Genomic DNA, 21,249 nt, shown 5'->3' with positions numbered 1-21,249 from the left:
ACGTGGACCTATCCACCCTGCTGACTGGCACCGTCATGGGCTACTTCGTGGTCTTTGCGCGGATCGGGTCGGCGCTGCTTTTTATGCCGGGATTTGCCGAAAACACGGTCCCCGTCCGCCAACGCTTGTTGTTCGGCCTAATCCTGAGCGCGGCGCTTTTCCCCGTCTCGGGCGTTGGACCCATCGTAGAGGATCGCCCCGTCGCACTGATGTTGCTGTTCGGGGCAGAAGTCACGGTTGGCCTGTGGATCGGGCTTGTTGGGCGCACATTGCTGTCGGCGCTGCAGTTCGCGGGCTACCAGATTGCGCTGATGTCCGGCCTTGCCAATGCCCTTGCCCCCAACACCGGATCGATGGAAGGCGCGACCAGTCTGGCCGCCATGTTGATCGCCGGGGCCACAGCGCTGATTTTTATCACGGATTTGCACCATATCATCATCCGATCCTTGCTGATGTCTTATCAGGTCTTTGCGCCGGGCAGCTTTATGCTGGCTGAACTGACCGACCAATTCGCCCGCGCGGTGCAGGTCAGTTTGTATATGGGGCTGTCGATTGCCGCGCCGTTCTATATTGCGGGTCTGGTGCTGAACGTCGGCATGGGCCTTGCGAACCGGATGATGGCAAGCCTGCAGGTCTTCTTTATCGCGCAACCAGCCTTGATCGTCGCGGGCCTTGCCTTGATGGTGCTGGCGATCCCAACCATGATGCGCGGGTTCCTTGAACCCTTTGCCGATTGGCTGGCGACTTACGAGTTCTGATCCCATGTCAGAAGAAGATAAAAGTTCAAACACCGAAGAGCCAACCGACAAGAAATTGCGGGACGCGCGCAAAAAAGGCGACGTAGCCCAATCGCGCGAGACAGGCACGGCCATGGTCGTCTTTGCCCTGCTGATGATCCTTGTCTTCATCCTGCCCGCCTCTGCCAGCCGCATGGTTGCCGCGCTGCAAAGCCCATTGCTATCCGCGAGCATCACACAGATTGGCACGGACAGCGTGGGATTGGTGGAAACGGGGATCGTGCTGAAGGAATTGGGCTATACCCTTGGCATGGCGATGGTCCCGATTGCGTCTGTTATGGTCCTTGCTGCGCTGTTTGGCGTCTTGGTGCAGGGCGATACCGTCGTCGCCACCGATAGGATCAAGCCGAAACTGTCAAAGCTGAACCCGCTGGCGGGGTTTAAACGGCTGTTTTCCGTCGATGCCTTTGTCGAATTTTTTAAAAACACCGTCAAAGTTCTGGCGATCTGTTTCATCACTTACATCGCTGTGCGCGATATCGCGCAGTCATTGGCGCAAACCCAAGGTTTTGTGCCTGAACGCCTCGCTGCGCTGACGCTGGACAAGGTACGCTGGATCTTTCTTGTCACCACCATGATGCTGATCCCCATCGCGATTGCGGACATCATCTGGAAGCGGTTCCAATGGAAGAAAAAGCAGATGATGAGCCTGAAGGACATCAAGGACGAGAACAAGGATAGCGAAGGCGATCCGCAAATTCGCGCGCGCCGGGCCGAATTGCGACGCGCCCGCGCACGTCAGCGGATGGCGCAAGCGGTGCCGACGGCCAGTGTTATTCTAACCAACCCCACGCACTACGCCGTCGCGCTGAAGTACGAACAGGGCAAGGACGATGTGCCAATTTGCGTCGCTAAGGGTGCCGATGTGATGGCAAAGCGCATTCGCGAACTCGCGCTGGAACATGATATTCCGATGATCGAAAACCGCCCCCTCGCCCGCGCACTGCACGCAGCGGTCGAGGTTGATCAGCGCATTCCAATGGAGCACTGGCAAGCCGTCGCGGAAATCATCGGCTTCGTGATGGACGTCCGCCGCAACGTACGCCGCAAACCGCCCGCCGGGTCCACCCTGCGAGAGGACTAGCGCAGGCGCAGCCCTTCTAGGTTGCGGTCTGCCGGCAGCTTAGAGCGTTCCAAAAGGATTTTGGTAATCAGCCGCGCGCGGACCAGACTGAACGATCCCATAATCTGCGCGGCGTCACGTTCTGCCATGGCCCCGATCACCTCGACCGCGGTTTCGATGTCGATTTCGTCCATAATCCCTGCGGCGACTTGCGGTTTCATATTGCGGTAAAGTTCGACCAGTTTCGTCATGTCTTGGTCTTTTGCGCCCTCAATCACCGCAAGCTGCGCAGCGATTTCGTCGCGCGTTTCGGACAGGCGTGTCTGCTCGGCCCGCAGGCTTTCCTCTGCCAGCGCAAGGCGCGCCTGCTCGTCTGCGATCTCTTGCCGCTGGGTGATCAGCAACGCGCGTTCTTCTGCGATTGCATCGGCAATTACCTGGCTTGGCTCGCACACATTGCTGTCGATGATGTCGCCGGTGGGCCGGGTGGTCGCGGGCAGATCAGCGCCGACTTCGGGCGCTGGCAACGCGCTGTCAGTTGCGGCCTCTGCAATCGCGGCCATCGGCATCAGGTCGACCGAAAGCTTTAACATGCCCGCCACACCAAGGCCCAAGACGATGATCTTTGGAAGCGAGAAGAACTTCATTTTTTACGCTCCTTGGTGATGTCGAAAAACGTGCGGACCAGTTCTGATTTGCCTGGCACTGGCGTCTGCCACTGGACCGGTTCGTTCGCGCGCAGCCGGGCCGCGCGTTGCTGGGCCGGGGTCTGGTCTGTCAGAGTGCTGGTGCGGATGGTTTTCGGCGCAGATTTTGGCACCTCTTGCGCGGCGGCCACGGCGTGGCGCGCCGCTTCGCTCAGATCGCGCATATCCTCGACCGACCGTGTCGTCTGGTCGACGGCATTGGAAAAGGCGGTGACCATCGGCTCCATGTCCCGCAGCGTCGCCATCAGTTTGCGCATCCGGCGGTCCAGAATGACGGCATAGGTGAGCGTGCCGACCAGCAGGACCATGATGACAATATCAATCACTGCTGACATCATCTTGGCCTTCCTCCGGTTCAGTTTTTGGCAATAAGGATCGAATAACACGCAGCGCCAATGCGCCATTGTTGCGCTGCCCGAACGAGGCATGGAACATCGGTTGCGCGTTGACCATGCCGAAAACCGGCGTGTCGATGGTCATGCCAAGGTCGATCACCTCGCCCACCGTCCAATTCAGCACCTCGTGCAGAGGGAGCGATATTTCCTGCATCATGCCCGTAATCGTGACGTTTGTCCCCGATATCTGCGCATTCATGTCACTGCGCGAACTGCTGTCGCCCCCAAGCCGGCCACCCAAAAAGGGCTGCGCAAGCTTGGCGCTGACGTCATCCAGCGTGCCATAAGGCAGGACGAATGTGATATGCCCGCTGCGATCCTCGAACTGCAATTTCAGCCTGATCCGCAACGTCGCCGTCCGCGGGGCCGCCAGCAGAACAGACCGGGGGTTTGATTCAAGCGACTGCGTGGCAAAGTGCACGGGGATAATGTCGGAAAAACTGGATCCCAGCGTTGCCAGACATAGATCGGCCAGCTGGCGCCCCAGTTTCTGTTCAATCGCCGTCAGATTGCGCGGCGTCCAAACACGAGAGGTGGCACGCCGTCCGCCCAGCATAATCTCAAGAACAGAGAACAGCAGGTCAGGCTCTATCACGCAGGCCAGCTGGCTATCCCAAGGATCAGCCGCCGCGATGGCGATCAGCGACGGCGACGATACCGTTTCCATCGCATCCTCGTAGGGAAGGTAGTCCAGCGAGGCCAGTTCGATTTCCGGCGCGATGGTGCAATAGGCTTTCATCTGCGGCACGAGCGCGAGCAAGAAGCGGTCGACAATGATTTCAAGCGTCGGCAACCGGTCGAAGTTTTCCCGCGCGTGGCGGATCATCGCCTCTTCCAGCGACTCCGCTGCGATATTCTTTGCGACACTCATTGCACCACCATATCCGCGATCAAGATTTCAACCGGCGCTTCGGTGTGGCCAACAGCGCGGGCGCGGCGCAGCAGTTCTGATTTAATCATGGCCAATCCTTGACTGCCCCGGATATCGGCAACCTCTAGCTGGCGCAGGAAATCCTGAAATGTGTCGCGCAAATAGATTTCGCGGCTGATGAGCCGATCCGCGCCCTCTTGGGTGTCATCATAGACCAGCAGCATGTTCAGCTTTAGAAAACGGCTGCTTTGACGCCCATTCGCACCCGTTTCGGTGACATTTACGATAATTTCTGGGAATGGCATCACAGGCATTTCGCCCGCGTCAGCCGTTGCTTCACCATGCCCGCCTGCGTCTTCGCCCTCCGCAGGTTCTTCGGCCGCATGATCCTCTGCCGGGGCGGCATCGGGCGCAGCCGTATCAGACCCAAGGCCCGCGACACGCATCATCGCGTCCGTTCCGACGGCAAGCGTCGCCCCGCCGATACCGGCAAGAAGACACAAAAGACCAATAGCAAGGATAACCAGAGACTTTTTCATAATTTAAACTTTAATAAAATCCTGCGCGTGCCGCTACTAGCAAGGACAAACAAATCGTCATGCAAGCCTTACTGCAACAGTAACATGATTATTTGCCACACCTCGCAAGTATAAAAACGTATATACTTGCGTTTTAGCCCGTCACGCAGGAACCTTAGGTCAAAACAGCGAAGTGAGGGTCCGTGCGTCAGATTATCGACAACCTAAAAGACTTAGGCCCGCAGCGCTTAGCTGTGCTGGGCGGCGTCGGTCTTGCCATCATCGCAGCGGTCCTGATCGGGATGCGCACTATTTTCGCGCCAACCTATGTTCCGCTTTATAGCCAACTGTCCCCCGGCACTGCGTCACAGATGATGCAATCGCTGGAACAAGCGGGCCTGACGGTCGATCTGTCGCGTAACGGCGATACAATTTCTGTGGCCGAAGACGATATTGCCCGCGCACGGATGGCATTGGCCGACGCGGGCCTGCCTGGCGAAGGCGTGCCGGGTTGGGAAATTTTCGACAATATGTCGGGCATGGGCATGAACACTTTCATGCAAAACGTGAACCGGTTACGGGCGCTTGAAGGCGAGCTGACCCGGTCCATCCAGACCATCAACGGCATCAAAGCCGCCCGCGTTCACCTTGTCCTGCCAGAACGTGCCGCATTTTCGCGCGAACGCTCTCAGGCCAGCGCTTCTGTTATCGTGCGCACCTCTGCGAATACCACGCTGTCGCGCAATCAGGCACAGTCTATTCAGGCACTGGTCGCATCGGCTGTGGCCGACCTTGACGCACAAAACGTCACGATCCTGTCCGCCTCTGGCGAGACGATTTTGGCCAAAGAAGACGCCGGCGGGTCCGATTATTCCCTGCAAAGCCAGCGCAGCACGATTGAAGAGCAGTTGGCGCAAAAGGTGGAATCCATCCTGAACGCACGGGTTGGCACCGGCAATTCGCGGGTGCGGGTCAGCGTTGATCTGACCACCGAACGCGAACGGCGGGTCACGCAAAGCTTTGACCCCGATCAGCAAGTCGCCCGGTCCATCGAAACGCGCGCGCGCAATTCCAGCGAAGCCGACGGCAACGCTGGCACTGTCGATGTGGGTAATAACATCCCGGCTGAACTGCGCGACGCAAATGCGGCGGGCGGCGGCCAGTCGACCCGGAATGAGAACGACGAGATCATCAATTACGAGATCGGCTCGGTCGAAAGCGAAATGACTCGCGAGCCCGGCGATATCGAACGCGTATCCGTGGCCGTTTTGGTGAACGGCAGCTACGGCACCCTGCCCGACGGGTCCGAAGGGTATATCGAGCGCTCTGCCGATGAAATGGCGACGCTGACCCGGCTGGTCACAACGGCCATCGGATTTGATGAAAATCGCGGCGACCAAGTTCAGGTCGATAGCCTAGAGTTCCTGAACTACGAGACTGATTTCAACGGCATGCCGGGGCGCGGTTTGGGTGCGATCCTTGCCGACAACACTATGGCGATCCTGCGCGCCCTGTTCGCGCTGGCCTTTGCCGCCATCGTTATGCTGTTCGGTGCCAAGCCGCTGCGCCTGATCCTTGATGCGACCTCTCCGATGCCTGCATTGGCGGGCGCGGGCGGCGATGCGTCGATGCTGGGTGCCCCGTCTGGCAGCGCCACGCGGGCCATCGGTTCCAGCGCCGGGCAAGACCGCCTGCCCGGCCCTGCCGTCAGCCAATCGCGCGAACTTGTGGTGGCTGGACAGGAAGGTTCCCGAGAGATGATCCAGATTGCCTCTGTCGATGGCGGGGTGCGTCAAAGCCAGATCAAGGCCGCCGTGGATCTGGCACAAGAAGACTCTGACGGCGCCCTGCGGGTGCTGGGTCAGTGGCTTGCAGAAAAGGATGCACGATGATCACTGCCCTGAAACTGCGCAACTTTGACGACGACGGCTCCGCGCCGTCCCACGACCCCAATCAGCTTAGCAGCGCAGAGGTCGCGGTGCTGGTCGCCAAGGCCCGTGAAGAAGGTCGGATCGGTGGCTACTTGGCCGGGGCCGAGGATGGTCGCAATGAAATGCGCCGGACGATGCAGGCTACGCAGGCTGAAATGCTGGACAGCCTGACACAGCAACTGGCCCAACTGGCCACCACATCCGCCGCCCAGCAAGAGGCATTGGTTGAACAAATCGTCGGCTTTACCCTGCAAACCTGCGAGATCGTCTTTCCCGAACTGATAGAGACAATGTCGGTCGCGCGAGTCAAAAAGACCGCGCTGCAATCGCTGAAGATGGCCATCGGTTCCAGCCGGATACAGGTCAAACTGTCCCCCACGACCCTAGCTGAAATCGGGCCGGAATTGCAGGCGCGGGCAACCTATTACAGATGCGCCAAGGCGCTTGAATTGCAGGCAGACCCTGATCTTGCCGACGGCGACGCCCGGATGAGCTGGGATCACGGCAGCCTTGATTACGGCTTTCGGAAAATCTGTGATCGCCTGCTGGCCGAATTGCGCGAAACCCATAAACGAGCGGTAGACGCTCAAACCAAGAAAGACTGACATGCATAAGCTTGACCAGAAAGACGCTGACTCCGCCGCGCATGCCAAAACCGACGCGGACGACGTGGATACACCAATGACGCCGCAAGACACCGCCGAAATGACACAAACCGTTGCGAGCGAAAGCGCTGTCTTTCCCCATCTTGATACCGATGACGCTGAAAACGCGCTGGCCGCGCAGCCCGAAGAAGGCGGCGCTGGCATGAATGCGATGCTGAATGTTCGTCTGGATGTGCAGGTCGTCTTGGGACAAGCACGGATGCCGATTTCGCGCCTGCTAGAGCTGACCCGCGGCTCTATTGTTGAGCTGAACCGCAAGATCGGTGCCCCTGTGGATTTGATGGTCAGTGGCCGGCTGGTCGCGCGCGGCGATCTGGTCAAGGTTGGCGAGGATCGCCTTGGCGTGTCCCTGACCCAGATCGTTAAGGATTACGTCCCTGACTGATTTTATACATTTCCGTTCCGGGTGGGTGATCCGTTTACTGCTGGCAAGCATGTTTGTGCTGGCCGGCGTCAGCATGGCCAGCGCGCAGGACGGCGGTTTTCTAAGCACACTGTCTGATGCCATCGGCAACGCAGCCCCCGGTAGCGACGAAAACGCCAACCTGTCGGGCCGGATCATCCAGTTCATTGTTTTCGCCACGGTCCTTAGCATCGCGCCCGGACTGCTGGTCGTGATGACCAGTTTTACCCGCTTCGTCATCGTGCTGTCGATGCTGCGTTCGGCGTTGGGCCTAAACCAGACGCCGCCCAACATCGTTCTGACGTCTCTTGCGCTGTTCATGACCTTCTTTGTCATGCAACCGGTGTTCGAGGACGCCTATGAAGGCGGCGTTGTGCCGCTGCTGGAAAATACGCTCGCCGAAGATCAGGCCATCGCCCGCATCGCAGAGCCGTTCCAGGCATTTATGTTCGTCAACACACGCCCGCAGGATTATGCGCTGTTTCAAAACATCGCCTTGGGCGACGACGTGGTCGAAGACTTGGTTCTGCCCGAAACCGCGTCCGAGACATCGTTCCGCTTTCTTGTCCCCGCCTTTATGATTTCAGAGCTGCGCCGCGCCTTCACCATTGGCTTTTTGATCTACCTGCCATTCGTCGCCATCGACCTTATCGTCGCCTCTGTCCTGATGAGCGCTGGTATGATGATGTTACCGCCGGTTTTGATTTCGCTTCCCTTCAAAGTCATATTCTTTGTACTGATCGACGGCTGGTACATGCTGGCCGGATCGCTCATTGAAAGTTATGCGCCGCTGGCAGGCGGCTGACGTACCACATCGATAAGGATTGCCCGATGTCCACCAACGCGCAGACCGAAGGACGCAAAGTGCCAAGCCCCGTCAGGAAACTGCGCGGGCCGACGAAGGCTGCGATTACCTTTCTGTGCCTTGGCGAAGAGGCCGGATCGGCCCTGATGCAAAAGTTAAGCAGCGCCGAAATCGAACGCGTCACCATGGCGATGAGCAAGCTAGGACCGATCCCCGCCAGCGTCGTCGAAGAGGTGCTGAGCGAATTCACCGACGGCGTGGTCAGCGGGTCGGGGTCTGTCATCGGATCAATCTCTTCTGCAGAAGCGATGCTGCGTAAGTTCTTGCCAGACGATCAGGTCGCGAACATTATCAAAAGCGTGCGCAGCAATACCCGAGAGGACGAAATCTGGCGCAACCTTGGCGCGCTGAACGAGACAGTCATCGCGAACTATCTGAAGGGCGAGCACGATCAGACAGCCGCCGCGATCCTGAACAACATCGACACCAGCGTCGCTGCAAAGGTCCTGCCACTGCTTGGACCAGAGCGGATGCAGGATGTGGCAGAGCGGATGATCGCGATGGAAGCGGTCCCGGTGCATATGATGCAGCAGATCGAAGAGACGCTGAAGCAGGATATTATGTCCGATACCGTCCACAAAAGCTCTGCTGAGACGCATCAACGTATGGCGGATCTGTTCAACAAACTGGACGTGCAGGCGTTCGAACAATTGGCCGTTGCCCTTGATCGCCGCCTTCCCGAGACATTCCAATCGATCAAACAGCGCATGTTTGTGTTCGAGGATCTGATCAAGCTGAACATGCAAGATTTGGCGCAAGTTATGCGCGGCCTAGAGGGTGACACCCTGCCGCTTGCTATGCGCGGCGCGCAAAAAGATTTGCGCGATCACCTGATGGCCTGCCTGCCGCAACGCTCGCGCCAGATGTTGATGGACGAAATGGAAGCCACCGGTCCCGTGCGCGGCCGCGACGTGCGCACGGCGCAATCTGCGATGGTGGATTATGCCAAAAGCCTTGCCGACGAAGGCGTCATCGAACTGCCATCCAGTTCTGATGAAGAGGATGACGAGCTGTTCTAGCGCCCTGTCACCGGTAAGCGTTATAGCCCGTTTTTCCGATGGTCGGGATGTCGATCGTGATAATCGAAATGTTGCCGCCCTGCCCCGCAGATACGGCATTTTGCATCAACGTCAGCGCCGCGCTATTTTGCTGCGTGCTGATCCCTTCGATCACATCGTAAACGGCGGCAAAACGCGACACGAGCTTGTCGACCTCTGCCGGGTCCTTCAGCTTCGTGATGTCGAATTTTTGCGCAAAAATCTCGGCTTGCCGGTCGACATCAACGCCAACGACGGCGTCTGGAATGCTAAGCGCGCGGCGCATAAATTTGCCAAGGTCTGCGTCTTTTAGCACGTCGAACCACGTATTGATCCCAGACGCTTTCGCCTTGAAATCAAGGGCTAAACCCGCGCCTTCGTTATCCTCGGCTGCGTTATTCAGCACAAGGCGTTCCTTAAAGCGGGCAACCATATCCGACTGCCAATCGAAGTCGGCAAAGTTTGCACTCCCGCCGCCGCCCGGCTCAAAGCCCAGCGTTTTGTACATCGTTTTGATATTCGTATCCGTCAGGCGGTTTACCAAGGCGCTACTCTCGGAAATATCGCTTTCCAGCGTCTTGCGGACCAGCGCTTTACCAAAGATCTGAGCCTCTAGATCAAAGGCGCGCATAACGAATGTATAGACTTCGGTATCAGCGATCAGCTCTTTGGCCGAACCAATCGATCCGATCCGTTCACTAAAAGCGGCAATCTGGCGCGCGCTCAACGCGTCGCGCGCGACCAGATCAATTTGTTTCTCCCGAGTTGCCTCGAACAGCTTGATACCAAGCTGTGTTCCAAGCCCCCCGAGAGAGATCATACCTGCGCCATTTGCTGCGGCTGCACACGGTGTGCGGGGCGCATCTGCATCAGCTCGGTTTCATAACGCAGAACAACGCGCATTTCGCTCATGGCTTTGTAATAATCGGCCGCGCTGACATAGTTTGCTGCGACCATCACCCGGCTGCGCATTTCAGGACCAAAGCAGCAGGCCAAATCGACGAGGCCTTTTTGAATCGCCGTGATTGCCTGTTCGCGCGTTTCGGGCCGGATCAACGCCGTCTGCAACAAAAAATACACCTTTGACACGGGTGTCGCCTGTGCCTCTGGCTTCAGCAAATCGGACTCGCGCACGATATCCGCGCGGTTTTCAACGGTCAGCGCCTGACGACGATCGCCATTACGAATGACGCAACCATTTACGACAACACGTTCATGCGGCTTCAATGTCAGCTTTAACATCTCACACCTCCCGCACGGCAGGCGCGGCCTGACCGGACAGCCCTGCTGCAATGTTGACGTTCACTTCGATCAGACCAGACAAGCGACCCTGCCCCGCCATCAAAGCAGAAGTTTGGCGATCGACCCATAGCCCGATCGAAATCAGGGATGCTTTAAGGGTATCAGGCATCGCGTTCGCAGGTTCTGCCAGATCATAGCGCAACGCGGCCCAGAATTGCTGGTTTTCGGACAGCGCATCACGCAGGCCACCAGCCAGAATGGCCAAGCGATCTTTGGTATCGACGGCGGCGTCAAATCCTTGACCACGCTGGGTCAAATCGTGGGTCACGCGCGACAGGATACGGCGTTCAATTTGCCTTGGTGTCTCGCTTTCGCGGATCGTCTTTTTATATGCGGCCAAGCTCATAGGTTTTGCCTCGTTTTTATATTTTTATCGTTGTGCCTTGCGGGGCAGCCTCACATCCGAGTGGATGCCGGCATCGATTTCACCTTATTTAAATAGGCTCAGAATGTTCTGCGGTGCTTGGTTTGCGATCGACAGGGACTGCGTCGCCAACTGCTGCTGCACCTGAAGGGACTGCAAACGCGCGGCTTCTTCTTCCATGTCTGCGTCGATCATCGAACCCACGCCGGAATCCAGACGGTTGGTCAGCTCACTTAGGAAATTCTGCTGCGTCTCAATGGACTTTTCGGCAATACCAAGATCGGTGGCAGCGCCCGTTACCGTCGACAAAAAACCTTCCGCAGTTTGAAGTGCTGTCTGCAGATCCGCGGATGACGTCGTATTATCGATGGAAAAAGCTTCAAAGCTTGCCTGGACAGCCTCAAGGTTCGTCGCGTCATACTTAATGACTGTCGTTGACAAAGAGCCACCAGAGCGGCTTACACCCGACACGATTTCTTTTGGACCCGACCCTGCAGCCGTCAGTAGATTCTCGCCATTGAAAGACGATTGCGCAATTGAAGTCTTCATCTGAGCGGCCAGCGACGACAATTCCTTTTGAATTGCATCTTGGTCAACGCCTTCAGTTTGGGCAAAAGCCAAGCGATCCACAAACTGCTGTGCTAAATCAACCATTGTTTCCGCACCAAGGCGCCCCGTCGAAACAGAGTTTTTCGCCAGTGTCAGGCCGCTATTAATGGCTTTATTCATCCCACTCTCGGAATCCATCGTGGTGGAGATCGAGAAATAAGAAGCGTTATCCTTCGCAGAATTCACCTTAAGGCCGGTCGAAATCCGGTTTTGCGTTTCGCCAAGCCGGTCATTAACGCCGCGCAATGTCGACAAGGCGTTCATCGCCGACGTATTGGTGAGGATCGAGGACATCGAAGTTTCCTTACTATTCTAGTAAAATTAAAGCTGTCATTCTGACAACCGCAAGCTGTGATCGGTCCCGACTATGGAAGTGTTCCGGCCCCCAAGGGGGCCGGAGATGAGTTCGTCGTTCAGATTGGCTTAACGGAACAAGCTCAGGATGTTCTGCGGCGCCTGGTTTGCGATGGACAGAGATTGGGTAGAAAGCTGCTGCTGGACCTGCAGAGACTGCAAACGTGCGGCCTCTTCTTCCATGTCCGCATCAACCATCGAGCCGACGCCGGAGTCGAGGCGGTCGGTCAGATTGCTTAGGAAGTCTTGCTGCGTTTCGATCTGCTTTTCTGCAATACCCAGATCGGTTGCAGCACCTGTTGCAGCAGTCAGAAAGGCGTTCGCTGCTGTAAGCTTAGCCGCCATGGTCGTCGTAGCGTCTGAGACATCGATGTTTGCAAAGCTATCGTCAGAAGCAGCCGCACCAGGCCCAGTGACAACCGTTTCCAAATTGGTGGTTGTGAAGTTGATGTTGGTGGTTTCTAGGGTGGCACCGTTCCGGCTAACACCAGACACAACAGTACGAGCTGACGTTGCGGTGCTGCCGTTGCCAGCATCACTGATCAGGTTTTGGCCGTTGAAGGAAGATTGCTTCACAGCGTTAGACATTTGCGCCGACAGCGATTCCAGCTCTTTCTGAATGTCAGCCTTATTCACACCTTCGGTCTGTGCGAAAGCTACGCGATCAACAAACTGCTGGGCCAAATCAACCAGAGTTTCTGCACCAAGACGTGCAGTCGCAACCGAGTTCTTCGACAACGTCAGGCCTTCGCCAACAGCTTTGTTCATGCCGCTTTCCGACTTCATCGTTTCAGAGATGGAGAAATAGGAAGCGTTGTCCTTTGCCGAATTGACCTTCATGCCGGTCGAAATACGGGTTTGGGTGTCGTTCAAGTTCGAGTTCACGTTCCGCAACGTGGTCAGTGCGTTCATTGCGGAGTTGTTTGTGAGGATCGAAGACATGGTATATTCCAGACTATTCTTAGTTTAACATGTCGTCATTCTGACAACTGCGGTCTTTTACCGCGTACGTTCAACATCAATTAAGATTCAGACTTAATTGAGGCAGATTAGAAACTTTTATCGACCAATGCGCGACCTATTGCAGAATTGTCACGCTTTGCGCCGCTTGGGCCGTAAAGCCCCGCTGCGCTATGCCGTTTACGGGTATTAGAGACCTCTTGAATAATCTCTGCGGTCACTAATTGGGCTTGCTGAAGGTGCTGACTATCACGCACGATCAAATCTTTTAGCCCCTGCAGGACCTCTTTGCTAACCGATTGCGGATCGTCTTGTAACTGCTTTTCCAGAAGCGCGCTTAAACGCGCTTTTTCAGCTGAAAACGTTACCACCTGCGCGAAATTACCGCTTTCAATCGCCGCAATCTCTTGCCGCAGAATCGATCCCAATGCGTCAATGGCGACCAGTACTTTACGTCGATCAGTCATAGATCCCGTCCTGTCCCATAACGCTGCATCGCCGATTCGATGCCTTTTGCGATGCCTGTCGAATTTTGGTCAGCGATACTTTTCCCGATGGCATTGGATAAAAAGCTACGCCACGTTTCTTCGGCATGGCCACCGCCGAATTCGCCAATATTTACGGTCGAAAGCATTTCGTCGACCATTTGGCCTAAGAACATCGCTTCGAATTCCTTGGCCGACTGGGCCGTCAGCGCTGCGTTTTTATCGGCCGCGGGGGCCGGTTTGACCGCGAAGGCTGCCGCTGAAAGGGGGGGAAGTTCCATGGTCAAACTTCCTAAATTATTTCAAGATCGGCGTGCAGGGCACCTGCCGCTTTGATCGCTTGTAGGATCGAAATCGTCTCAGTTGCGCCGACGCCGATAGCGTTCAATCCGTCCACCAGTCTTTGCAGACTGACCGACCCGTCAATCACCGCAAATTTTGCATCGCGCTTTTCGACGCCCACGGACGAATTGGGCACGATCACCGTGGTGCCGCCAATCGACAACGACTCTGGCTGGCTGACGTTAAAATCATCGCGCACCGTCACCGTTAGCCCGCCTTGGCTGACCGCGACGCGGTCAATGCGGACGTTTGCGCCAATCACGATGGTGCCGCTGCGGGCGTCGATGATGACCTTGGCCACTTGGTCAGGCTCGACCAAAAGCGGTTCGATATAGGCCATCATTTCCACCATCGACACTTTGCCGCTTAGCTCGATCGCGATGGTCCGTGAATCGATCGCCGTGGCAGCGCCCGGCAATTCCGCATTAATGACGCTTTCGACCCGCTTGGCGGTGACAAAATCAGGATTGCGCAGGGCCAAAAGCACACGGTCCAAATCGTTAAAGGCAAAATCGACTTCGCGTTCGACGATAGCGCCATTTTCAATACGTGCGCCCGTTGGAACGCCTTCGACGATAGAGGCATTTAGACCCTGCGCCGCGTAGCCTGCGACCGCGATTGGGCCCTGCGCGACGGCATAAATCTCTCCATCTGCAGCCGACAAGGGCGTCACGATCAAGGTGCCGCCGCGCAGCGACGACGCGTCACCAAGCGAGGACACAACGACGTCAATGGAAGCGCCTGCGCGCGCGAAAGGAGGCAGATCAGCGGTCACCATCACGGCGGCGGTATTGGCTGTGCGCATTTGGTCTTCGGTCAGGTTGCCGATGCCAAGGCGTTCCAACATCCCCTCTATCGCGCGCTGGGTGAAGGGAGAGTTGCGCAAGGAATCCCCGGTACCATTCAGACCCACGACAAGGCCATAGCCAACAAGTTGGTTCGACCGGACGCCTTCGACCGTCACAATATCCTTGATCCGCACCTGCGCCGTGGCAGGCAATGCCAGCGCAACGATAAGGCTGGTCAGCAAGAGTTTAAGCACCGCGTTCATCATCAGCCCCCTCGCCTACAAATAATTCAAGAAGGACAAACGCGAGAGCCGCGCCGTCACGGCATAACTGGATTCAAGCTGGTTCTGCAGCTGAGTCAGGCGGGTTGCGGCGTCGTATTGGTCCGCGCCCTCCAGCAGCAACTGTTCGCCGGCCAGCAGGCTACCCCGGCTTTCTTGCGTCGCTATCGTATTCGCAAGCCGGGACCGGCTTAGGCCCGTGTTGGTCTCAAGCTCGGTCACGCCGGACAGGCCGCTTGCGATTGCGTTGCGCGCCTCGGTGACCCACGCATCACGCGCGTCCGCGTCAGTGATCTGGCCAGAATCAACAGCGCTAAGCATCGCAAGTCCGCGCATCAGATCGCGCATCGCGGGGGCATTCGCCTGCGCGGGTTGCGCCATCGTTTCCGTGGTGGACACCCGCGCCGTCAACTGCGCACTTGACTGCCCATTCGCATCAAGCGTGGGGGAGCCGTTGTAGAAACTCGCCTCGAAATTACGCGATGGGTTCGCGGTGTACGTGTCGGAAAACACGGCTTTCAGTGCGTCAATCTTGGACTGCACATCAGTCAGCGACGTCATCGGGCCGCTTAGGACATCGTCCACGATACCGGCGGGCGACAGGCCCGTGCCCGGATTAATCTGGGTCCAACCCTGCAAGGGGCTGACATCGCTGCGCGTGCCGCTCATCAAAAAGCCCGATGAATCGCTGACCGCGCTACGTTCGATCAAAGTATCAAGCGCAGAGCGGGCGACCTGTGACAGCGACCCCGATCCTGCGCTGGTCAGCGCCACGAAAGACTGGTCCAGCACGTCCTGCGCCGTCTCGCGGATGGACCCCAGCGATGTTTCCACGGCCAAGAACCGCCGATCAAGCAGCGCATTGGACGCAATAAACCCGTCGTTGCGCACGATTTGCATGCGAATGGCGATGGCGTCCGCCGACTTGTGCCCAAGCGCGTCAAGCGGCTGCGCCTTAAGGCCAGTCGTCGCCTCTTTGGACGCGTCAGAGATTTGATTCGCCAAGCGGCTCGTCGTCTCGCGCATCCGCAAACTTTGCAGTGCTGTTGATACAGACCTTGAAATTTCAGTCACTGTTCATCTCACACGGCATTCAAAAGGGTGTCGATCATGTCCGATAGACTGCTTAGCACCTGCGAATTGGCACCGTAGCTTTGCTCGATCTCCAGCAGCTTTTGCAGTTCGGTGTCGATATTGACGCCTTCCACCATGCTGCGGCCATCCTCAAACGTGGCAAGGCGAATGGACGCCGTCCCGGCCTGACTATCGGCGCTGACGCGAATGTTGTGCTGCGCCCCGACCATGCTAGAGGCCAGATCGCCCAGACGCGCCGAACTGCCCAGCCCGGCCGCTGTCGCGATGGGGCGGGCGGTATCGAAGGCCCCGATAAACGCATTAATCTGGGCCGTTGCGCCAGCGTCGCCGGGCGTTGCAGCAGACATACCGTCCCGCAGACGCCACAGCGCTCCGCCCGTTTCAGGGCGCACGTTGGCATTGATGCCAAGCCGGCCCGCCAACCCGTCGCTTTGCGCCGGATCAAAGGCCGCGCCGCCATCGGTAAACAGACCCGGCTGCCCCGCAGTCAGCGAGCTATCCGCATCTTGAAAACTCTCAACCAGCCCGCGCGCCAGCTCGTCCTGCTGCAGCTTCATCTGCGGAATGACGGTGGACAGCATCTGGCTTAGCCCCGCCATCCGGCCAGAGGTGATGCCCCGGTTGCCAGGTTGGTTTGGCGTAATATCCGTACCATCAGCGAAAACCGCGCCGCTTTGCGTATCGACCGTCAGCCGCGCTGCGTCCGTCCCGCTAACAAGCTCGGTGCCGCCAGCGGTGAACAGGGTCAGGGTGCCGCTGGATTCCCAACGCGATTGGAAATCCATCTGACTGCCCAGTGCATCCAGCCGCATGTTCATCTCGTCCATCAGACCGCTAAAGCTGGGCGATCCAATGCTTTGCCCGCGCAGCTGCGCATTCAGATTCGCGATGTCTGATAGGGCAGAATTGACTTCCGTTGCAGTGCTTTGAAAGCTGGCAGCCGCATGCGTGCGGCTGCTTTCAAGCGCATTTGACGCCGTGTTCAAGCTGCGCACCAACGTATCGGCCCGCGCCAGCACATCGGCCTGCACCGAGGCGCTGGACGGGTTGTTGGCCAGCAGATCAAGGCCCGCCTGAAAATCCGCCATCCGCGCCGCAGGAGAGATTTCGTCGCCGATATCGCCCAAAGTCGACAGATAGCCACGCAGCACTTCGCCGGTAACATTGGCCTGTCCCAATTGCGCACTGGCGCCGCGCGACATCGCCGCAAGCCGTTCGTCGACTTGCCGCGCCATGCGCAGATCGACCGTCTGCCCGCCTGTTCCGCCGCTGCTGACCTGCGTGCCCTCGCGCCGGGTATAACCCGCCGTGGATGCGTTCGCGATATTGCTCGCGACCATATCCGCCCGCGCCTCGGTGACGCGCAGGCCGCTGCTGGCAGAGTTGAAGGCAGAGGAGATGCTCATTCAAACGTTCCGGATCAGCGCTTAATACGCAGGGTTTCGTCCAGCATTTCGTCGCTGGTCGTGATGATCTTGGCGTTGGACGAATAGGCGCGCTGCGTCTGGATCAGATCGGTCAGCTCTTGCGCGATATCGACGTTGGACCCTTCCAACACACCGCTACTGACGCTGCCCACGCCGTTCGACATCGCCTTGTTCAAGGTCACCGATCCAGATTCGAGCGTCGCAATATAGGCGTTGCCGTTGACGGATCGCATCTGGTCGGGGTTGGTGACATTGGCCACCGGGATTTCAAACAAAGCGCGGCGCTGCCCGTTGTCGAAAACACCGTACAGCACGCCCGTATCGCTCATCTCGGCGCGCACAAGGCTGCCAGTTTCTGTGCCGTCGTCGGTAAAGGCTGCGGGCGTCTGGTCGCCTGCAAACTGCGTCATACCGTCAAAGCTGCCCGGCGCGCCCAGCGAAATACTGATCTGCTGCGGCACCGCGCCATTGTTGATGGTCAGGTTCACGGTGCCAGTGGCGGGGTCCATCGGCAGACCGTTCGACACATAGCTGGCCGGGCTGCCCGCAGTCGCGCCGCTGTCGTTAAAATTCACGGTGGCACTGCCGTAGTTCGTTCCGGCGTCATCAGCGACGTTCACCGTCCACTGGTTAGGCGTGGCGCTAGGCTGCCAAGACAGGTTCAGCTTTTCCGACCCGCCCAACTGGTTGACGTAGCGCATGGTCGACACGAACGGCGCGCCTGGCGTGGCAAGGCCCGTTTCTTGCGCCGGCATGTTACCGGACACACCGATTTCTGTGCTGGGGGCACCGGGGATTTGATAGCTCGCAATATTGACCGTGCTCAGATCGCCAAAGCCGGTGCTGCTGACCGCCCCTGTCGCGCCAGCAGCGTCGGTCGGAAAGCCGCTTAGGAAATAGCCTGCGGCGTTGCGCAGGTTGCCGTTCTGATCCGGGGTGAAGGAACCCGCGCGGGTCAGATAGTAGTTTGATTCGACGGGATCGTTCACATTCCGCGACACCACGAAAAAGCCATCGCCCTGCACCGCCAAGTCGGTCGAACGTCCGGTGCTGACCAGACTGCCGTTCGATGACACATCGGCGCGGGTCGTCGACAGAACGCCAGCCTGCGTGCTGTTGGTGTTCTGCGTCACAAACTCGGAAAACGTACGGCGATAGCCGACAGTATTCGCGTTCGCGATATTGCTCGAGATGTTTTCAACCTTGGAGGAGTTGGCCTGCAACCCACTGACCCCGGTTTGCAGGGCGCTGGTAATGCTCATGACTTACTTCCGTCTTTTTGGTGTTATTCTTGGTTTATACTTTAGTAACACTTTATCAAGAATAGTTAGCAAGGATAAACTTTTCTGCATCGTCATAAATGTCACTGGTCCACCAATCCTTCGCGGACTTCTGTGACGGTGTTTAGGACACGGTCAGCGTTATCCATGCTCAGCCGCATCATTTCGGTGCTGAGAAGTGCCGCGTCAGGCGCTCCTTCTAGCAGGCCCGTTGCAAGCTCTTCCCAACCGGGTAGATCAGTCAGCGACGGAAAGGCGGTGGCGGTGCGGCGCACCGTATCCATGTCGCCCATCTGATAGGCCGCCAGCGTCAGCCGCGTGGCATCAGCAAAGGTGAATTGCGCGGGATAGGTTTTCCATAGCCCGTCCAGCGCCTGCTGCGCCGCGCTCCAACTGCCGCTTTCATAAAGCGCCACCGCGCGGCCGCGGCGCGAATCGATATCCAGTGCAAGAACGCGCAACTCTGCCAACTCATCCGACCGGCCTGCCTTGCTCAGGGCTTGGATCAGCAGCCGCTTCATTTGGGGGTCGGCCTCTTGCTGATCACCAAAGCTGATCAGCAGATCAACCGCCGCATCCGCCTGCCCGCCCGCCAGCAACGCCTCTGCTTCACTACGGCGCAGACGGTTGATCAAGGCAGGATCAAGCACGGACTGGCCCATACTATCCGCACTTTCAGCAACCGCACGCAGCCCCTGAAACTCGCGTGCGGCAAGGGCCGTCATGCCCGTATCAAGCAGCGACTGCGGCAGGGCAAAGGCGCTCTCGACGACGCCCTCTTCTAGTCCCCAGCGGGTCATGATGGCGGCGTGCCCGTCCAGAAAGGCGTCCAAAGACACGTCGCCTGCGGCCCCTGCCCTGTAAAAATCGCTGATCACAGAAAGCGCATGCTGCCGGGCTTGCTCTGCCTCTGCCGGGGCATCAGCCGTCGTCATGACACGCTGCAACGCCCACAGCGCGGCCTGCATATCGCCCAGTTCAGCCGCATATTGCGCCAACAATGCCGTGCCCTGCTTGGCAAAAGCATCGCCGCTCCAAGACCAGCGGGTTGTTTTCAGCAGGGCGACCGCATCTTCCAGCGGCAAGGTTTCAGTGCGCAGACCCAACTCTACAATCGCCAGCCGCGCCCGGTGGGCGTAAACATCGCGCCCCTGCGCGGCTTCGGCGTAGCCATCAAAGGCCGTCAACAGATCACCCGACAGCTCTGACGCGCGCGCCAACAAAAACCGATAGGCAGCCGAATCGCGCAGCTCTGGATGGTCCGAAAAATAGGACGCCAGCTCTTTTGCAGCGTCCCAATTGTCAGCCGCGAGCGCCGCCTCAAGCAGGTCGGGCAGAATGGCAGCGGCGATTGCATCAGACAGCGCTGGCAGTCCCGCGACTGCGGCGGGCAACTCATTGGCCACATCCGAATCCATCCGCGCCATCGCGGCGACGCGCAGGGCCGCACCTTGGCTCCACCCCTCTGACTGGGCAATCGCTGCCCCCAAATCCGCGTCATACCCTAGAAGGTCTAGCGAAAGCCGGATGCTATGATACCGCGCCAGTGATGGCGCATCTAATTCCTCTGGCTTGATCGCCAACAGATAATCCGACGCTTCGGCCCGCAACATCTGCGCCAAGTGAAGCTCTGCCAGATCAAGATAGATGCCAGCGCGCTCTGCTTTTTCAAGCGGCTCCTGATCAGCAACTGCCGGGGCAGACAACGCGACCATCAACGCGCGCCGTTCGATCAAAAGATCTCGCGCTCCCCATTTGGACAAATTCAGATCACCGAACGCTGTCGCAGGTTGACCCGCCACAGGGGCGGCCAACAGCCATGACACAACAAGGATAGAGCACAGTATTCGCATATATAGATGAACAAACGCAGTTTATACTTGCAATTAACCATCCCATGTTGCACGTATTCTAGCAACAATCCATGCTATATTTGATATTGTAGGGCCAACCATGAGTGAAAGCAGCTATATCGGCCTGTCCTTGGCGTCATCGCTGCAACGGCAGCTCGACATCACGGCCAACAATATCGCGAACGCCAACACCGCCGGTTACAAGGGCGAGCATGTGGTGTTTGAAAGCTATCTGCAAAAAAACGTGCCAATCGGGCAAGACGCCGCTTCATTTGTAAATGACAGCGGGTCTTACATCGACACACAGGCCGGTGCGCTGTCCCAGACGGGCAATCCGCTTGATGTGGCCTTGAACGGCGAAGGCTGGTTCAGCTATCGCACGCCGGAAGGGCAGCAAGCCTTTGGCCGCGATGGCAGCTTTACGCTCGATACGCAGGGCAATCTGGTCATGATGTCAGGCGCAAGCGTTCTGAACGAAGGCGGCGCGCCTATCGTCCTGCCGACCGAAGGTATCGGAGAGATCAGCATTTCCGACGACGGCACCATTTCCGGCATCGGCACCGGGCCGCTGGACAAAATTGGCGTCTTCAACATCCCCGATATCCAAAGCTACGCGCGCATCGGCTCTAACATGTTGACCGCGCCCGAAGGGGCCCCTGCCCCGCAAGCGGCGCAAGGCACGCAGGTCATCCAAGGCTCGCTAGAGCTAAGCAACGTCAACCCGATCCGGGAAATGACCCGGCTGATCGACGTGCAGCGCGCGTACGAGCGGACGAACACCCTGATGGGCAACGCAGACACCCTGCGCAGCGATGCGCTGCGGCGGATTTCTCAGGCGGTTTAGGCCACACGGCTTA

At 57.9% G+C, this 21,249-nt stretch carries 24 protein-coding genes; 8 read left to right on the top strand and 16 right to left on the bottom strand.

The features are described from left to right. The first annotated feature begins 2 nt into the window (after nucleotides 1-2). Nucleotides 3-758, top strand: a complete 756-nt coding sequence (locus KBW81_RS16715) for a flagellar biosynthetic protein FliR (RefSeq protein WP_175499324.1) — start codon at nucleotides 3-5, stop codon at nucleotides 756-758. Nucleotides 759-762: 4 nt separating this feature from the next. Continuing rightward, nucleotides 763-1,881: a flagellar biosynthesis protein FlhB gene (gene flhB, locus KBW81_RS16710; RefSeq protein WP_254249284.1), complete on the top strand. Its 1,119-nt coding sequence runs from the start codon at nucleotides 763-765 to the stop codon at nucleotides 1,879-1,881. On the opposite strand, the gene KBW81_RS16705 is transcribed toward flhB, so the two are convergent. The 4 genes from KBW81_RS16705 to KBW81_RS16690 are packed head-to-tail and all read right to left on the bottom strand — an operon-like array spanning nucleotide 1,878 to nucleotide 4,372. Continuing rightward, complete coding sequence (locus KBW81_RS16705; RefSeq protein ID WP_090189959.1) at nucleotides 1,878-2,507, bottom strand: MotE family protein; 630 nt, start codon at nucleotides 2,505-2,507, stop codon at nucleotides 1,878-1,880. The two genes, flhB and KBW81_RS16705, sit on opposite strands and share 4 nt — an antisense overlap. After that, a complete protein-coding gene (locus KBW81_RS16700) occupies nucleotides 2,504-2,905 on the bottom strand; it encodes a flagellar motor switch protein (RefSeq protein ID WP_254249283.1) in 402 nt (133 codons plus the stop codon). Before KBW81_RS16700 ends, KBW81_RS16705 begins: the two co-directional genes overlap by 4 nt. Beyond that, nucleotides 2,886-3,833, bottom strand: a complete 948-nt coding sequence (locus tag KBW81_RS16695; protein ID WP_254249282.1) for a flagellar motor switch protein FliM — start codon at nucleotides 3,831-3,833, stop codon at nucleotides 2,886-2,888. Before KBW81_RS16695 ends, KBW81_RS16700 begins: the two co-directional genes overlap by 20 nt. Then, nucleotides 3,830-4,372 (bottom strand): flagellar basal body-associated FliL family protein, encoded by a 543-nt coding sequence (locus KBW81_RS16690; protein WP_254249281.1) that lies wholly within the window; start codon nucleotides 4,370-4,372, stop codon nucleotides 3,830-3,832. The genes KBW81_RS16695 and KBW81_RS16690 overlap by 4 nt, the downstream gene beginning before the upstream one ends. 182 nt (nucleotides 4,373-4,554) lie before the next feature. On the opposite strand from KBW81_RS16690, the gene fliF reads away from it, so the two are divergent. Genes fliF through KBW81_RS16665 form a run of 5 tightly spaced genes read left to right on the top strand, consistent with a single transcriptional unit; the run spans nucleotide 4,555 to nucleotide 9,234 of the window. Next, nucleotides 4,555-6,243, top strand: a complete 1,689-nt coding sequence (fliF, locus tag KBW81_RS16685) for a flagellar basal-body MS-ring/collar protein FliF (protein WP_254249280.1) — start codon at nucleotides 4,555-4,557, stop codon at nucleotides 6,241-6,243. Next, nucleotides 6,240-6,887 carry a FliH/SctL family protein gene (locus KBW81_RS16680; protein ID WP_254249279.1) on the top strand — a complete coding sequence of 216 codons (648 nt, stop codon included), beginning with the start codon at nucleotides 6,240-6,242 and terminating at the stop codon, nucleotides 6,885-6,887. The genes fliF and KBW81_RS16680 overlap by 4 nt, the downstream gene beginning before the upstream one ends. 1 nt (nucleotide 6,888) lies before the next feature. After that, nucleotides 6,889-7,332 carry a FliM/FliN family flagellar motor switch protein gene (locus KBW81_RS16675; protein WP_341223802.1) on the top strand — a complete coding sequence of 148 codons (444 nt, stop codon included), beginning with the start codon at nucleotides 6,889-6,891 and terminating at the stop codon, nucleotides 7,330-7,332. Nucleotides 7,333-7,381: 49 nt separating this feature from the next. Beyond that, nucleotides 7,382-8,155 carry a flagellar type III secretion system pore protein FliP gene (gene fliP, locus KBW81_RS16670; RefSeq protein WP_254249436.1) on the top strand — a complete coding sequence of 258 codons (774 nt, stop codon included), beginning with the start codon at nucleotides 7,382-7,384 and terminating at the stop codon, nucleotides 8,153-8,155. Nucleotides 8,156-8,181: 26 nt separating this feature from the next. After that, nucleotides 8,182-9,234, top strand: a complete 1,053-nt coding sequence (locus tag KBW81_RS16665; protein ID WP_254249278.1) for a flagellar motor switch protein FliG — start codon at nucleotides 8,182-8,184, stop codon at nucleotides 9,232-9,234. A gap of 7 nt (nucleotides 9,235-9,241) precedes the next feature. Here the strand turns inward: KBW81_RS16665 and KBW81_RS16660 are convergent, their stop codons facing one another. From KBW81_RS16660 to KBW81_RS16605, 12 genes are all read right to left on the bottom strand, one after another. After that, entirely contained in the window at nucleotides 9,242-10,072 is an 831-nt protein-coding gene (locus KBW81_RS16660; protein WP_254249277.1) for a DUF1217 domain-containing protein, read from the bottom strand. Continuing rightward, on the bottom strand, nucleotides 10,069-10,494 hold the full coding sequence (locus KBW81_RS16655) for a flagellar biosynthesis repressor FlbT (RefSeq protein ID WP_090189974.1): 426 nt from the start codon (nucleotides 10,492-10,494) through the stop codon (nucleotides 10,069-10,071). Before KBW81_RS16655 ends, KBW81_RS16660 begins: the two co-directional genes overlap by 4 nt. A 1-nt stretch (nucleotide 10,495) precedes the next feature. Continuing rightward, a complete protein-coding gene (gene flaF / locus KBW81_RS16650) occupies nucleotides 10,496-10,900 on the bottom strand; it encodes a flagellar biosynthesis regulator FlaF (RefSeq protein ID WP_090189976.1) in 405 nt (134 codons plus the stop codon). 84 nt (nucleotides 10,901-10,984) lie between these two features. Next, nucleotides 10,985-11,821, bottom strand: coding sequence for a flagellin N-terminal helical domain-containing protein (locus KBW81_RS16645; protein WP_090189978.1), 837 nt, complete (start codon nucleotides 11,819-11,821; stop codon nucleotides 10,985-10,987). Nucleotides 11,822-11,950: 129 nt separating this feature from the next. Next, entirely contained in the window at nucleotides 11,951-12,823 is an 873-nt protein-coding gene (locus tag KBW81_RS16640) for a flagellin N-terminal helical domain-containing protein (RefSeq protein ID WP_090189980.1), read from the bottom strand. A gap of 107 nt (nucleotides 12,824-12,930) precedes the next feature. Further along, nucleotides 12,931-13,308, bottom strand: coding sequence for a hypothetical protein (locus tag KBW81_RS16635; protein ID WP_254249276.1), 378 nt, complete (start codon nucleotides 13,306-13,308; stop codon nucleotides 12,931-12,933). After that, on the bottom strand, nucleotides 13,305-13,607 hold the full coding sequence (locus KBW81_RS16630) for a rod-binding protein (RefSeq protein ID WP_254249435.1): 303 nt from the start codon (nucleotides 13,605-13,607) through the stop codon (nucleotides 13,305-13,307). The genes KBW81_RS16635 and KBW81_RS16630 overlap by 4 nt, the downstream gene beginning before the upstream one ends. An 11-nt stretch (nucleotides 13,608-13,618) precedes the next feature. Next, nucleotides 13,619-14,719 carry a flagellar basal body P-ring protein FlgI gene (locus KBW81_RS16625; protein ID WP_090189986.1) on the bottom strand — a complete coding sequence of 367 codons (1,101 nt, stop codon included), beginning with the start codon at nucleotides 14,717-14,719 and terminating at the stop codon, nucleotides 13,619-13,621. A 15-nt stretch (nucleotides 14,720-14,734) separates the two neighbouring features. Beyond that, entirely contained in the window at nucleotides 14,735-15,763 is a 1,029-nt protein-coding gene (locus tag KBW81_RS16620) for a flagellin (RefSeq protein WP_254249275.1), read from the bottom strand. 56 nt (nucleotides 15,764-15,819) lie between these two features. Further along, nucleotides 15,820-17,238 (bottom strand): flagellar hook-associated protein FlgK, encoded by a 1,419-nt coding sequence (gene flgK / locus KBW81_RS16615; RefSeq protein WP_254249274.1) that lies wholly within the window; start codon nucleotides 17,236-17,238, stop codon nucleotides 15,820-15,822. Between the two features lie 14 nt (nucleotides 17,239-17,252). Continuing rightward, on the bottom strand, nucleotides 17,253-18,521 hold the full coding sequence (locus KBW81_RS16610; RefSeq protein WP_254249273.1) for a flagellar hook protein FlgE: 1,269 nt from the start codon (nucleotides 18,519-18,521) through the stop codon (nucleotides 17,253-17,255). Between the two features lie 101 nt (nucleotides 18,522-18,622). Then, entirely contained in the window at nucleotides 18,623-20,254 is a 1,632-nt protein-coding gene (locus KBW81_RS16605) for a hypothetical protein (protein ID WP_254249272.1), read from the bottom strand. 238 nt (nucleotides 20,255-20,492) lie between these two features. Here KBW81_RS16605 and flgF point away from each other — a divergent pair, with 238 nt between their 5' ends. Further along, nucleotides 20,493-21,236: a flagellar basal-body rod protein FlgF gene (gene flgF / locus KBW81_RS16600; RefSeq protein ID WP_090189997.1), complete on the top strand. Its 744-nt coding sequence runs from the start codon at nucleotides 20,493-20,495 to the stop codon at nucleotides 21,234-21,236. The last annotated feature ends 13 nt before the right edge of the window (nucleotides 21,237-21,249 follow it).

This window comes from Loktanella salsilacus (genome assembly GCF_024206795.1).
GTDB classification, from domain to species: domain Bacteria; phylum Pseudomonadota; class Alphaproteobacteria; order Rhodobacterales; family Rhodobacteraceae; genus Loktanella; species Loktanella salsilacus.
This window is presented reverse-complemented; position numbering and strand designations above follow the sequence as displayed.

What these genes read in the sequence shown, in the direction of transcription:
- flhB (WP_254249284.1), top strand. Translation starts at nt 763, where the DNA reads ATGTCAGAAGAAGATAAAAGTTCAAACACCGAAGAGCCAACCGACAAG.
- KBW81_RS16705 (WP_090189959.1), bottom strand. Translation starts at nt 2,507, where the DNA reads ATGAAGTTCTTCTCGCTTCCAAAGATCATCGTCTTGGGCCTTGGTGTG.
- KBW81_RS16700 (WP_254249283.1), bottom strand. Translation starts at nt 2,905, where the DNA reads ATGATGTCAGCAGTGATTGATATTGTCATCATGGTCCTGCTGGTCGGC.
- KBW81_RS16695 (WP_254249282.1), bottom strand. Translation starts at nt 3,833, where the DNA reads ATGAGTGTCGCAAAGAATATCGCAGCGGAGTCGCTGGAAGAGGCGATG.
- KBW81_RS16690 (WP_254249281.1), bottom strand. Translation starts at nt 4,372, where the DNA reads ATGAAAAAGTCTCTGGTTATCCTTGCTATTGGTCTTTTGTGTCTTCTT.
- KBW81_RS16680 (WP_254249279.1), top strand. Translation starts at nt 6,240, where the DNA reads ATGATCACTGCCCTGAAACTGCGCAACTTTGACGACGACGGCTCCGCG.
- KBW81_RS16675 (WP_341223802.1), top strand. Translation starts at nt 6,889, where the DNA reads ATGCATAAGCTTGACCAGAAAGACGCTGACTCCGCCGCGCATGCCAAA.
- fliP (WP_254249436.1), top strand. Translation starts at nt 7,382, where the DNA reads ATGTTTGTGCTGGCCGGCGTCAGCATGGCCAGCGCGCAGGACGGCGGT.
- KBW81_RS16665 (WP_254249278.1), top strand. Translation starts at nt 8,182, where the DNA reads ATGTCCACCAACGCGCAGACCGAAGGACGCAAAGTGCCAAGCCCCGTC.
- KBW81_RS16660 (WP_254249277.1), bottom strand. Translation starts at nt 10,072, where the DNA reads ATGATCTCTCTCGGGGGGCTTGGAACACAGCTTGGTATCAAGCTGTTC.
- KBW81_RS16655 (WP_090189974.1), bottom strand. Translation starts at nt 10,494, where the DNA reads ATGTTAAAGCTGACATTGAAGCCGCATGAACGTGTTGTCGTAAATGGT.
- flaF (WP_090189976.1), bottom strand. Translation starts at nt 10,900, where the DNA reads ATGAGCTTGGCCGCATATAAAAAGACGATCCGCGAAAGCGAGACACCA.
- KBW81_RS16645 (WP_090189978.1), bottom strand. Translation starts at nt 11,821, where the DNA reads ATGTCCTCGATCCTCACCAATACGTCGGCGATGAACGCCTTGTCGACA.
- KBW81_RS16640 (WP_090189980.1), bottom strand. Translation starts at nt 12,823, where the DNA reads ATGTCTTCGATCCTCACAAACAACTCCGCAATGAACGCACTGACCACG.
- KBW81_RS16635 (WP_254249276.1), bottom strand. Translation starts at nt 13,308, where the DNA reads ATGACTGATCGACGTAAAGTACTGGTCGCCATTGACGCATTGGGATCG.
- KBW81_RS16630 (WP_254249435.1), bottom strand. Translation starts at nt 13,607, where the DNA reads ATGGAACTTCCCCCCCTTTCAGCGGCAGCCTTCGCGGTCAAACCGGCC.
- KBW81_RS16625 (WP_090189986.1), bottom strand. Translation starts at nt 14,719, where the DNA reads ATGAACGCGGTGCTTAAACTCTTGCTGACCAGCCTTATCGTTGCGCTG.
- KBW81_RS16620 (WP_254249275.1), bottom strand. Translation starts at nt 15,763, where the DNA reads ATGCGCGAGACGACGAGCCGCTTGGCGAATCAAATCTCTGACGCGTCC.
- flgK (WP_254249274.1), bottom strand. Translation starts at nt 17,238, where the DNA reads ATGAGCATCTCCTCTGCCTTCAACTCTGCCAGCAGCGGCCTGCGCGTC.
- KBW81_RS16610 (WP_254249273.1), bottom strand. Translation starts at nt 18,521, where the DNA reads ATGAGCATTACCAGCGCCCTGCAAACCGGGGTCAGTGGGTTGCAGGCC.
- KBW81_RS16605 (WP_254249272.1), bottom strand. Translation starts at nt 20,254, where the DNA reads ATGGTCGCGTTGTCTGCCCCGGCAGTTGCTGATCAGGAGCCGCTTGAA.
- flgF (WP_090189997.1), top strand. Translation starts at nt 20,493, where the DNA reads ATGAGTGAAAGCAGCTATATCGGCCTGTCCTTGGCGTCATCGCTGCAA.